Source organism: Bradyrhizobium sp. SPXBL-02, from assembly GCF_051853065.1.
Lineage (GTDB): Bacteria > Pseudomonadota > Alphaproteobacteria > Rhizobiales > Xanthobacteraceae > Bradyrhizobium.
On the sequence record NZ_CP182474.1, the window covers coordinates 2,645,674 to 2,657,304 of the forward strand.

The following is an 11,631-nucleotide window of genomic DNA, read 5'->3' on the forward strand; positions in this document are numbered from 1 at the left end:
GTCGTCCTCCGCCTTGCGGCTCCGCTGTCAGCTTGTGTGAGGAGAACCAGGATCATGAGTGAGGCAAGTCCAACCTGGATCAGGGATCCGCTGGCCATCCTCGCCGACGGGGCCGAGCGCGGCATTGTCGTCAAGGACGGCCGGATCGTGGAGCTCGTGCCGGCGGGCGGTGTGCCGGCAAGTGCGGAGGTCGCAGTGTTCGACGCGGCCGAGCACGTCGTGCTGCCGGGCTTGATCAACACGCATCATCATTTCTACCAGACGCTGACGCGGGCGCTGCCGGCCGCAATGGACCGCGAGCTGTTCCCCTGGCTCCAGGCGCTCTATCCGGTGTGGGCGAGGCTGACGCCCGAAGCGCTCGAGCTCGGCGTCACCGTGGCGATGTCCGAGCTGTTGCTCTCCGGCTGCACCACCACGACGGATCATCATTACGTCTTCCCGGCGGGGCTCGAGGAATCCGTCGATATCGAGGTGGCGGTGGCGAAGCGCCTCGGCGTGCGCGTGCTGCTGACGCGCGGCTCGATGAACCTGTCGCAGCGCGACGGCGGCCTGCCGCCGGACAGCGTCGTGCAGGACGAGGACACCATTCTCGCCGACAGCGCCCGCGTGGTTGCCAAGCATCACCAGCGCGGCGCGGACGCGATGGTGCAGATCGCGCTCGCGCCATGCTCGCCGTTCTCGGTGACGACGTCGCTGATGCGCGCCACGGCCGATCTCGCCGACAAGCTCGACGTGCGCCTGCACACCCATCTCGCCGAGACCGAGGACGAGAACAGATTCTGCCAGGAGATGTATGGCTGCCGTCCGCTCGACTATCTCGAGCAATGCGGCTGGCTCAATGCGCGGACCTGGCTCGCCCATGGAATCTTCTTCAATCCGGACGAGATGAGACGGCTCGGCAAGGCCGGCACGACCGTCAGCCATTGTGCGTGCAGCAACCAGCTGCTCGCGTCCGGCTGTTGCCCGGTGTGCGACATGGAAGAAGCCGGCGTCGGGATCGGCATTGGTGTCGACGGCTCGGCCTCCAACGACGGATCGAACCTGATGCAGGAGGTCCGGGCCGCGTTCCTGCTGCAACGGGCGCGCTATGGCGTCACGAAGGTCAGCCACAAGGATGCGCTGCGCTGGGCCACCAAGGGCTCGGCGGCGTGTGTCGGCCGGCCGGAACTTGGCGAGATCGCCGTCGGCAAGGCCGCCGATCTTGCGCTGTTCAGGCTCGACGAGCTGCGCTTCTCCGGCCACGGCGATCCACTGGCCGCGCTTGTGCTGTGCGGGGTGCATCGCGCCGACCGGGTGATGGTGGCTGGAAAATGGGCGGTGATCGACGGTGCGATCCCGGGCCTCGATGTCGCCGATCTCATCCGTCGCCACAGTTCCGCGGCGCAGGCTATGCAGGCGGGATAGTCGGGGCGAAATAAAAAGAGGGGGCAGCCACAAGTGCCGGGTGCTTCTGGCCACCCCCTCCGAACCTCCTCCGGGAGGAGCAGGTGATTTAGCCAATGCAAGAAGCGTGCTACTTGCCCGGCAGCTTGTCGTCGATGCCCTTCACGTAGAAATTCATGCCGAGGATCTGGCCGTCATCCAGGTGATCGCCGCCCTTGCACTCGACCGGCTTGCCGTCCTGCCCAACGATCGGGCATTTGAACGGATGCAGCTTGCCAGCGGTGATCGCGGCCTGGGCATCCTCAGCCATTTTTTTCACATCGTCAGGCATGTTGGTGTAGGGCGCCATCGCGAACATGTGGCTGTCGAGGCCGCCCCAGGTGTCCTCGGACTTCCAGGTGCCGGCGAGCTCGGCCTTGACGCGCTCGATGTAATAGGGGCCCCAGGTGTCGAGGATCGAGGTCAGCTGGGTCTTGGGCCCGAACTTGATCATCTCGGAATCCTGCCCGAAGGCCAGCTTGCCGCGCTCGCTGGCGATCTGCATGGCCGCGGGCGAATCCGTGTGCTGCATGATCACGTCGGCGCCCTGGTCGATCAGCGCCTTGGCGGCGTCGGCCTCCTTCCCCGGGTCGAACCAGGTGTTGGCCCAGATGATCTTGACCTTGATGTTCGGATTGATGGTCTGCGCCGCCAGGATCGTCGCATTGATGCCGGAGACGACCTCCGGAATCGGGAACGAGCCGATATAGCCGAGCACGCCCGACTTCGACATCTTGGCCGCGATCAGGCCTTGAATGTAGCGGCCCTGATACCATTTCGCCGAATAGGTCGACATGTTCGGGTTGCGCTTGTAGCCGGTGGCGTGCTCGAAATGCACGTTCGGGTATTTCTTGGCGACCTTCAGCGTCGGATCCATGTAGCCGAACGAGGTGGTGAAGATCAGCTTGTTGCCGGCGCGGACGAGCTGCTCGATCGCTCGCTCGGAGTCCGGGCCTTCGGGCACGTTCTCGAGATAGGTGGTCTCGATCTTGTCGCCCAGTTCCTTCACCAGCGCCTGGCGACCGAGGTCGTGCTGATAGGTCCAGCCGAGGTCTCCGATCGGACCGAGATAAATGAAGCCGACTTTCAGCTTGTCGGCGGCGGAGGCCGCACTGACACTCCCGGCGAGCAAGAGCCCGGCAGCCAGTGCAAGAAGTGATTTCCTCATCATCAATCTCCAAACATCGGGGGAAGCCACAATCCGCCGCATGCGCGCCCCTTCGCGCACACTGCGGAAACGAAATCTAGCGGTCGGGCACGAACACCGTGCCGAGCGCGGCCGGTGCGGTCGAGCCGCCCGTGCGCGCGCGGGAGAGCAGGACCAGCACGATGACGGTCGCAAGGTAAGGCAGCGCCGACATGAATTGCGAGGGAATGCCGACGCCCCAACCTTGCGCGTGCAGCTGCAGGATCGTCACCGCGCCGAACAGATAGGCGCCGACAACGAGCCGGCCCGGCCGCCAGGACGAGAACACCACCAGCGCCAATGCGATCCAGCCGCGCCCCGCGGTCATACCTGGAATGAAGAACGGCGTATAGGCGAGCGGCAGATAGGCGCCCGCAAGACCCGCGCAGGCGCCGCCGAACATCACCGCGAAGGTGCGGATGCGCAGTACGGGATAGCCGAGCGCATGCGCGGAAACGTGATTGTCGCCGCAGGCGCGCAAGATCAGTCCCGCCCGGGTGCGGTACAGGAACCACCACACGCCGACGATCAGCGCGATCGAGAAATAGACGAAGCCGTCCTCGCCGAACAGCACGCGGCCGATCAGCGGAATATCGGTCAGGACAGGGATATGGAGGTGCACGGCCGGCGTGATGCGCTCGCCGACGAAGCCGGCGCCGATCAGGCCCGAGAGCCCGACGCCGAGGATGGTCAGCGCGAGGCCGGTTGCGACCTGGTTGACGGCGAGCCCGAGCGCCATCAGCGCGAACACGAGCGACATCAGCGTGCCCGCGACGATGCCGAACAGCGCGCCGATAAAGGTTGATCCGGTCAGCCACGCGCCGGCAAAGCCACAGGCCGCGCCGACGATCATCATGCCCTCGACGCCGAGATTGAGCACGCCGGAACGCTCGACCACGAGCTCGCCCGTCGCCGCAATCAACAGCGGCGTCGACGCGGCGAGCACCGCCAGGATGATGGCCTCAACCAGCACCACGGGCCACCTGTCGGTTCGGGAACACCAGCTTGAAGCGGTAGAGAATGAGGGAGTCGCAGGCGAGCACGTAGAACAGCAGAATGCCCTGAAAGACCTTGGTGACGTCCAGCGGAATCTTCATCGCGATCTGCGCCTGCTCGCCGCCGATAAAGGTCAACGCGAGGAAGAGGCCTGCAATTAATATTCCAAGCGGGTTCAACCGGCCGAGGAAGGCGACGATGATCGCGGTAAAGCCGTAGCCGGGCGAGATGCCGGGCTGGAGATGCCCGACCGGCCCCGCCACCTCGATGATGCCGGCAAGCCCGGCCAGCGCCCCGGAGACGGCGAAGGTCAGGATGATCAGCTGGTTGGCGTTGAAGCCGCCGAACCGCGCTGCACGCGGCGCCGCGCCGACCACGCGGATCTCGAAACCTTTGATGGTGCGCCCGAGCAGGATCGCGGCTGCGGCGACGACGAGCAGGGCGATGATCGAGCCGACATGGAGCCGGCCGCCCTCGATCAGCAACGGCACCGTCGCCACCGGATCGAACTCGGCCGTGGTCGGGAAATTGAAGCCGTGCGGATCGCGCCAGGGACCGCGCACGAGATAGTCGAGGAAAAGGTCGGCGACATAGACCAGCATCAGGCTGGTCAGGATTTCGCTGGCGCCGAACTTCACCCTGCAGATCGCAGGGATCAGCGCATAGAGCGCGCCCGCGGCGGCGGCGAGGACGAGCATGGCCGGCAGCACCCAGGCGCCGGCGTCAGTGCCTTGCGTCTTCACCGCGATCCAGCTTCCCGCGACGGCGCCGATCAGGAATTGCCCTTCGGCGCCGATGTTCCAGGCGTTGGCGAGATAGCACAGCGACAGGCCGATCGCGATCATCACCAGGGGCGTTGCCTTCACCGCGATCTCCTGGAGCGAATAGCCGTCGGTCAGGGGCGCAATGAAATAGGCGTGCAGGGCAAGCAGCGGATTCTTGCCGAGGATCGCGAACAGGATGACCATGGTGACGATCGTAAGGCCAATCGCGATCAGGGGAGACACCAGCGCGATCGTATTGGAGCGCTCGGCACGCTTCTCAAGCACCAGCTGCATGCGCGACCTCCTTCGGCTCCAGGCTGCTGCCGCCCATCAGAAGGCCCAGCTTCTCGCGGCTTGCTTCGCCTGCCGAGAGCGGAGCCGACAGCTTGCCGTGGAACATCACGGCGATGCGGTCGGCGATCTCGGCGAGCTCGTCGAGATCCTGGCTGGTCACGAGCACCGCGGCGCCTGCGGTGGCGAGATCAAGCAGTGCCTGACGGATGACGGCGGCAGCGCCGGCGTCGACGCCCCAGGTCGGCTGGCTCACCACCAGCACCGCGGGGTTGCGCAGGATCTCGCGTCCCACGATGAACTTCTGCAGATTGCCGCCGGACAGGCTCGCGGCCTCGGGATCGCGCTTGGCCTTGCGGACGTCGAAGGTTTCGGTCGCGCGGTCGACCGTTCTCAGCGTGGCCGCCGTATCGATGAAGCCGCGATGGACCATGCCGCTGGCGGCATGGCCGGTGAGCAGCGCATTCTCCGACAGTCTCATCCGCGGAGCCGTGCCGTGGCCGAGCCGCTCCTCGGGAACGAAAGCTGCGCCCAGCTTTCGCCGTTGGGTGATCGAAAGATGACCGGCGGCGATGCCTTCGATCACCACCGTTCCGGGGTCCTTCGAGAGGCGCTCGCCGGACAGCGCCGCGAACAATTCGTCCTGGCCGTTGCCGGCGACGCCGGCGATGCCGAGGATCTCGCCGCCCTTTAGCTCGAATGAGATGTGCTCGAGCCGCACGCCATGCGCCTCGGCGGGGGCGAGCGAGAGATCGTTGACGACGAGCCGCGGCACGGTGGTCTTGCGGCCGGATGCGGCCTTCACTTCCTTGACCTCGCCGCCGACCATCATCCGCGCAAGTGAGGCGGCGGTTTCGAGCCGAGGATTGCAGGTCTCGACCTTCCTGCCGCCGCGCAGGATCGTGGCGGTGTCGCAGAGCCGTTTCACCTCCTCCAGCTTGTGGCTAATATAGAGGATGGCGCGGCCTTCGGCCTTGAGGCGCTCCAACACGATGAAGAGCTGGTCGGCTTCCTGCGGCGTCAGCACCGCGGTGGGCTCGTCTAGGATCAGGAATTTCGGATCCTGCATCAAGGCGCGGACGATCTCGATGCGCTGACGCTCGCCGACGGAGAGTTGCCACACCTCGCGCCTGGGATCGAGCGGCAGACCGTAAGTCTTGGACACCTGTTCCAGCCGGGCCGACATGTCCTTGAAGGATTCCTTGCCGTCGAGGCCGAGCGCGACGTTCTCGGCCACCGTGAGATTGTCGAACAGCGAGAAGTGCTGGAACACCATACCGATGCCGCGGCTGCGCGCTTCGGACGGACCGGACAGCACGATTCGCTCGCCCTGCCAGTGAATCTCGCCGGCGCTGGGCTGGATCAGTCCGTAGATCGCCTTGACCAGCGTGGACTTGCCGGCGCCGTTCTCGCCCAGCAGGGCGTGGATTTCCCTCGGCCAGATGTCGATATCGATGCAATCGTTGGCAAGGAAATCCCCGTAACGCTTGGTGAGGCCGATGGTCCTCAGGAGCGGGGATTTGCCGGAATGCTGGCCGTTGGGCGTCCGATCTAACATTCGCTGATGCGCTTGCATGGGTGAAGTGCCTCAATACTGGGCCAGTTTGGACCGCGGTGTAAGATGTGAAAAAGCATCATCCCTTGCTCAACGCTTCGGCAGGCCCTCGGGCCAGCGCTCGTCGTCGACTCCGGGCGATCAATTCCCGCAAACGGCACCTGGACGGTGGGGGCGATCGCGTCCGCGAGTCGGTCCTCTGTTGCAAATTTGTGACGGTTCAAGGTAAATCGGAACCCGCTGTGCAGTCCTGACGCCATGTTGAGCAATGGACGCGTCGGTCGTCCATCGCGAGGAGTGCAGCGACGGCAACAGCTGCGTCGATGCGGCACTGCGTTCGGGCTCAATCAGAAAATCCGAATAAAAACAATCGGGAATGTTCGGCAGCGGCGCCCCTCTCCTTGTGTGTTCGCTCCATGCGCAAGCGCTGAGATTCTTCGGTCGCCTGTCGCGCGCTGCTGCAACATGCGGCACGCCATGTGAAAAGTTGAGGCTTCTCGGCCCGGGAGATCGGCGCAAATGTCGCACCCGGGGGCGCGCATTTTTGCTTGCCCAAACGAGGGGGTATTCAGGATGTCGTTTCGTTATACGGCAGTGGCAGCAGCGGCGCTGTCACTTGCTACGCTGGCCATCGGTGGCCTGGCTCAGGCGGCGGACCTGCCGGTCAAGGCGGCCAAGAAGGCTCCAGACCTTCCGTTCTTCCTGGTGATCGATAACCGCGTCACGTTCTCATACATCTTCAACGCTGCGCAACCGGGCGCGTGGTCATTCCGGCCAGATGGGTCGATCGACAGCAAGACCACCAAGCAGGTCTATTCGTTCACCCATTTCGACCTCTGGGCGTACGGCACCAACTTCTTCACCATCTCCCTGTTCAAGTCGGATCACAATGATCCGGCGGGGCCGTGCACCAATGCGGGGACAATCTTCGGTGCGCCGGCGACGTGCGCGGGTGCGACCGAAATCTACGGCCTGTTCCGCTCGACCTTCGGCTGGAACGAACTCTTCAACACCAAGGCCTTCAGCGCGGGCCCGCTGCACAACATTTCGTTCGAAGTCGGCATGGATGCCAATACCGAGAACCGGTATTTCGGCGCTGCCAAGCGCGACGTCGTCGGCGGTCTGCAGTTCGCATTCGACCTGCCCTACAAGGGGTACGTCAATGTCGCGCCGCTGGTCTATTGGGAGTTCGCCAACCACAATTCCTTCAGCCAGTGCGGGCTGTTCGGTCCGGGCGTTCCCGGCGTCACCTGTCTTGCGGACGGCAACACGTCGTTCAAGCCAACCTGGGCCGTCGAGGTCAATTACTACATGGACCTCGGCTTCCTGCCGCCGAACATGCAGTATTTCTCGATCAGCGGCCGCGCCGGCTGGTACGGCAAGAAGGGCACGGACACCGAGCCGCTTCCCTACAGCCCGGCGAACGGCGTCTACAACACCGCGGTCGAGTTGAATTCGGAGCCCATCCGTCTGACCTTCGATGCGTCGAAGGCGGCCTGGGGCGACAAGTACTCGCACTTCGTGGACGTCTGGGTGGCTTACCGCTACTGGCAGAACAAGTTTGGTCTCGATCACAACCTCGCGGTCGGCTGTACCACGCTCGTCGGTGGCGCGAGGGTGAGCACCGGAGCGTGCACCGAGTCCTCGCTCTACTCCGGTATCACCGTGAAGTTCTGATCGCCTGATGCTCTGCAGGTGAAGACGATGGCGCCGCGTCAAACCTCCGCGGCGTCATCTTCTTTGGTCCTTTGGGGATGTGCTGCTACGTCGTCCAAACGCCGTCGTGCAGCGCTTCGGCTTCGTCTTCGAGCAGGGGCCCGACGACCTCCGTCCGCCGCTGGCCGCTGGCAAAGACCTCGCGGCATGGCAGGTCGAGGGTCGGATTCTCCGGATGGTTGCCGGTGATGCCGCGCAGGCGATGCTCGCTGAGGCCATAGACGACGCGGCCGATGCCGGCCCAGTAGATCGCGCCCGCACACATCGCGCAGGGTTCGGCTGAGGAATAGAGCGTGGCTTTCGCCAGCACCTCGCGATCGAGCGTGCGGCAGGCCTGGGTGGCTGCGAGGCGCTCGGCGTGCGCGGTGGCGTCGCGATCCGGCATGTAGCCGTTCTCGGTCTCGATCAGCACCTTGCCGTCGGCATCGACGACGATGCAGCCGAACGGGTGGTTGCCATGGGTGAGGGAACGACGGGCGACCGCGAAGGACAGGCGCAGGAAGTGCTCGTCGCGCCCTGATGCGTCGTCCATCGATCCTCCGTTCAGTGTCCTGCCATGTGCCGGCCGACCACGGTGAGATCGGCTTCGCTGGTCCGTGCTTCATACACGAATTCGCCGTGGAACATCACCACCAGCCTATCCGACAGTTCGAGCAGCTCGTCGAGGTCCTCACTGACGAGCAGGACGGCGGCGCCGCGGTTGCGCGCCGCCATGATCTCGGCGTGGATCTGCGCCACCGCGGCGAAATCGAGGCCGAAGCAGGGGTTGGCGGCGATCAGCACCTCGACGTCGCCGCCTAGCTCGCGGGCCAGCACAGCGCGCTGCACGTTGCCGCCGGACAGTGCCGAGATCGGCGTGTCAGGCGTGCGGGTCTTGATCTTGTATTGCCCGATCTTCTTCCTGGCGTCGCTCCGGAAGGCTCCGCGATTGAGCCACCAGCCGCCGCTGGCAAAGGGTGCGCGGTCGAATTCGCGGAAGGCGATGTTGTCGGCGACGCTCATGCCGCCGACGCAGGCATTCTTCAGCGGCTCCTCGGGCAGGAGAGACATCCTGTGGCGCCGCATCTCCTCGCGGCTTGCGTGATAGGGATCGCCGGCGACGCGAATATCGCCGCTCTCGGCCTCGCGCTGGCCGGCCAGAACTTCGACGAGCTGGCGCTGGCCGTTGCCGGAAACGCCGGCGATGCCGACGATCTCCCCGGCGCGAACCGTGAGCGAGACATCGTGCACGGCAACGGCGCCCGCATCGTCCAGGGCGCGGAGCTTTTGCAGCTCCAGCCTGGCCTGACCGGCTTCGCCGGTGCGCGGCGGCTGCACCGTCAGCTCCTCGGCGCCGATCATGGTGCGTGCCATCTCATCCGGCGTCAGCTCGGAAACCTTGCCGGCTCCAGCGAGCTTGCCGCGGCGCAGGATGGTGACTTCGTCGGCGAAGGCCATGACCTCGCGGAACTTGTGCGTGATCATCAGGATGGTCAGCTCGCCCTTCACGACCATGTCGCGGAGCATGCCGAGCACCTCGTCCGCTTCCGCCGGCGTCAGCACCGAGGTCGGCTCGTCCAGGATCAGGAAGCGGCGCTTCAGATAAAGCTGCTTGAGGATCTCGCACTTCTGCCGTTCGCCGGCAGAGATGTCCGAAACTTTCGCGGCAAGCGGCACCTTGAAAGGCATCCGAGCAAGGAACGCCTCCAGCTCTTTCATCTCGTTCGGCCAGCTCACCACGGCCGGCACGTCGTCGCGCGCCAGCACGAGGTTTTCGGCAACCGTCATCGCGGGCACCAGCGTAAAATGCTGATAGACCATGCCGAGGCCGAGGGCATGGGCATCCTTCGGGTTGGCGATCGCCTGCTCGCGGCCGCCGACGAGAATGTCGCCTTCTGTCGCGTGGTAGTAGCCCATGATGCATTTGACGAGGGTGGATTTGCCGGCGCCATTCTCGCCGAGCAGAGCATGGAACGAGCCGGGCCGCACCTTCAGCTCGACATTGTCCAGCGCCAGGAAGTCGCCGAAGCGCATGGTCATGGCGATGGCATCGACGCCGAAGGCGCCCGAGGGCGGAGGCGTTTCGCCGATGATCACGAAATCGCTCCGATGAAGGCATCAGAGGTCGAGACCGCGCCGAACACGCCGCCCTGCATCTTGATCATCTTCAGCGCGTGGTCGTGGTTGCTCTTGTCGGTCGCGCCGCAACAATCGTGCAGCAGGACGCATTCGAAGCCGCGGTCGTTGGCCTCGCGCATGGTGGTGTGGACGCAGACGTCGGTCGTGATCCCGGTCAGCACGATGTTCTCGATGCCGCGGACGCGCAGGATCAGCTCCAGATCGGTGGCGCAGAACGAGCCCTTTCCGGGCTTGTCGATGATCGGCTCGCCGGGCAGTGGCGCCAGCTCCTCGATGATGTCCCAGCCGGGCTCGCCGCGCACCAGGATGCGGCCGCACGGGCCGGGATCGCCGATGCCGGCGCCGATCTGGCGCGAGCGCCAGCGCTTGTTGGCGGGCAGGTCGGAGAGATCGGGGCGGTGGCCCTCGCGGGTATGGATGATGTGGAAGCCTTGGCTGCGCATCGCCGCGAGCAGCCGCTTGATCGGCTCGATCGGCGCCCGCGTCAGCGAGAGGTCATAGCCCATCTTGTCGACATAGCCGCCGACGCCGCAGAAATCGGTCTGCATGTCGATGATGATCAGTGCCGTATTCTCCGGGCGGAGATCACCATTGTAGGGCCAGGCATAGGGCTCGGACTTGATGTAGCGCTCGGGCATGGACGACCTCGTGCGTGTTTACCGTGTGATCGAGAGTTCGGCGGGCGCGCCGGTCAGCGTCCGCTTCGGCGAGCAGGTGATGATCATGATCGCCAGCGTCAGGATGTAGGGCGCAGCATTGAAGAGGTGATAGCCGGAGGTGACGCCGACCGATTGCAGCGCCGGACCCAGCGCCGCCGCGCCGCCGAAGGCGAGCGAAGCCCACAGGCAGAGCAGGGGATCCCAGCGCGCGAAGATCACGAGCGCGACGGCGGTGATGCCCTGGCCCGAGGAAAGGCCCTCGTTCCAGCTTCCCGGATAGAACAGCGACAGGAACGAGCCGCCAATGCCGGCGAGGAAGCCGCCGACCATGGTGGCGCGCAGGCGGATCAGCAGCACGGAATGACCCATCGCGCGTGCGGCATCCGAGCTCTCGCCGGCGGTGCGGATGAGCAAGCCCCAGCGAGTGGTGCGGAAGGCCCAATAAAGGATTGGCGCCAGCACCACGCCGATCAGGAACAGCACGTTGATGCGTAGCGCGGCGCGGACTTGCGGGATGTCGCTCCACCAGCCGAAGTCGATGGCGGGCAGCCGCGGCGCTGTCGGCTCGATCAGCGGCTTGCCGAGATAGAAGGCAAGGCCGGTGCCGAACAGCATCAAGGCAATACCCACGGCAACGTCGTTGACGCGCGGCAGCGAGCAGATGCCGGCATGCAGCGCACCCAGTAGCGCGCCGGTGATACCGGCGGCCAGCACGCCGAGCCACGGAGAGCCGGTGAGATAGGAGATGCCATAGGCGCTCATCGCACCCATCACCAGCGTGCCTTCGAGGCCGAGATTGATACGGCCCGAACGCTCGGTGATGCATTCGCCCAGGCTCACGAACAGGAATGGGGTGGAGACGCGAATGGCGCCGCCAAGGACGGCGAGCGGGACTGTCCAGAGGCCGATCGATCCGTCTGCCAT

General features: G+C 65.1%; 10 protein-coding genes. 2 read left to right on the forward strand and 8 right to left on the reverse strand.

Translation table 11 applies throughout. From position 1 onward, the window contains the following. Positions 1-54 precede the first annotated feature (54 nt). Positions 55-1,404: an 8-oxoguanine deaminase gene (locus tag ACNJYD_RS11950; protein WP_439366486.1), complete on the forward strand. Its 1,350-nt coding sequence runs from the start codon at positions 55-57 to the stop codon at positions 1,402-1,404. 109 nt (positions 1,405-1,513) lie between these two features. Here the strand turns inward: ACNJYD_RS11950 and ACNJYD_RS11955 are convergent, their stop codons facing one another. The 4 genes from ACNJYD_RS11955 to ACNJYD_RS11970 form a co-directional block, all read right to left on the reverse strand. Further along, positions 1,514-2,590, reverse strand: a complete 1,077-nt coding sequence (locus ACNJYD_RS11955; protein WP_172785522.1) for a BMP family ABC transporter substrate-binding protein — start codon at positions 2,588-2,590, stop codon at positions 1,514-1,516. Positions 2,591-2,666: 76 nt separating this feature from the next. Next, positions 2,667-3,584 carry an ABC transporter permease gene (locus ACNJYD_RS11960; RefSeq protein ID WP_212255317.1) on the reverse strand — a complete coding sequence of 306 codons (918 nt, stop codon included), beginning with the start codon at positions 3,582-3,584 and terminating at the stop codon, positions 2,667-2,669. Continuing rightward, positions 3,571-4,662, reverse strand: a complete 1,092-nt coding sequence (locus tag ACNJYD_RS11965; RefSeq protein WP_212255319.1) for an ABC transporter permease — start codon at positions 4,660-4,662, stop codon at positions 3,571-3,573. The genes ACNJYD_RS11960 and ACNJYD_RS11965 overlap by 14 nt, the downstream gene beginning before the upstream one ends. Then, positions 4,646-6,217 carry an ABC transporter ATP-binding protein gene (locus ACNJYD_RS11970; protein WP_439366487.1) on the reverse strand — a complete coding sequence of 524 codons (1,572 nt, stop codon included), beginning with the start codon at positions 6,215-6,217 and terminating at the stop codon, positions 4,646-4,648. Before ACNJYD_RS11970 ends, ACNJYD_RS11965 begins: the two co-directional genes overlap by 17 nt. 570 nt (positions 6,218-6,787) lie before the next feature. Between ACNJYD_RS11970 and ACNJYD_RS11975 the strand changes: the two genes are divergently transcribed. Further along, on the forward strand, positions 6,788-7,891 hold the full coding sequence (locus tag ACNJYD_RS11975) for a hypothetical protein (protein ID WP_260380129.1): 1,104 nt from the start codon (positions 6,788-6,790) through the stop codon (positions 7,889-7,891). Between the two features lie 85 nt (positions 7,892-7,976). Here the strand turns inward: ACNJYD_RS11975 and ACNJYD_RS11980 are convergent, their stop codons facing one another. Genes ACNJYD_RS11980 through ACNJYD_RS11995 form a run of 4 tightly spaced genes read right to left on the reverse strand, consistent with a single transcriptional unit; the run spans position 7,977 to position 11,631 of the window. Continuing rightward, positions 7,977-8,462, reverse strand: a complete 486-nt coding sequence (locus ACNJYD_RS11980) for a nucleoside deaminase (protein WP_172785517.1) — start codon at positions 8,460-8,462, stop codon at positions 7,977-7,979. 11 nt (positions 8,463-8,473) lie between these two features. Further along, complete coding sequence (locus tag ACNJYD_RS11985) at positions 8,474-10,006, reverse strand: ABC transporter ATP-binding protein (protein WP_172785516.1); 1,533 nt, start codon at positions 10,004-10,006, stop codon at positions 8,474-8,476. Then, positions 10,003-10,686, reverse strand: a complete 684-nt coding sequence (gene biuH / locus ACNJYD_RS11990) for a biuret amidohydrolase (RefSeq protein ID WP_063688390.1) — start codon at positions 10,684-10,686, stop codon at positions 10,003-10,005. The genes ACNJYD_RS11985 and biuH overlap by 4 nt, the downstream gene beginning before the upstream one ends. Positions 10,687-10,704: 18 nt before the next feature. After that, positions 10,705-11,631, reverse strand: coding sequence for an ABC transporter permease (locus ACNJYD_RS11995; protein ID WP_025037674.1), 927 nt, complete (start codon positions 11,629-11,631; stop codon positions 10,705-10,707).

What these genes read in the sequence shown, in the direction of transcription:
- ACNJYD_RS11950 (WP_439366486.1), top strand. Translation starts at nt 55, where the DNA reads ATGAGTGAGGCAAGTCCAACCTGGATCAGGGATCCGCTGGCCATCCTC.
- ACNJYD_RS11955 (WP_172785522.1), bottom strand. Translation starts at nt 2,590, where the DNA reads ATGAGGAAATCACTTCTTGCACTGGCTGCCGGGCTCTTGCTCGCCGGG.
- ACNJYD_RS11965 (WP_212255319.1), bottom strand. Translation starts at nt 4,662, where the DNA reads ATGCAGCTGGTGCTTGAGAAGCGTGCCGAGCGCTCCAATACGATCGCG.
- ACNJYD_RS11970 (WP_439366487.1), bottom strand. Translation starts at nt 6,217, where the DNA reads ATGTTAGATCGGACGCCCAACGGCCAGCATTCCGGCAAATCCCCGCTC.
- ACNJYD_RS11975 (WP_260380129.1), top strand. Translation starts at nt 6,788, where the DNA reads ATGTCGTTTCGTTATACGGCAGTGGCAGCAGCGGCGCTGTCACTTGCT.
- ACNJYD_RS11980 (WP_172785517.1), bottom strand. Translation starts at nt 8,462, where the DNA reads ATGGACGACGCATCAGGGCGCGACGAGCACTTCCTGCGCCTGTCCTTC.
- biuH (WP_063688390.1), bottom strand. Translation starts at nt 10,686, where the DNA reads ATGCCCGAGCGCTACATCAAGTCCGAGCCCTATGCCTGGCCCTACAAT.
- ACNJYD_RS11995 (WP_025037674.1), bottom strand. Translation starts at nt 11,631, where the DNA reads ATGGCAGACGGATCGATCGGCCTCTGGACAGTCCCGCTCGCCGTCCTT.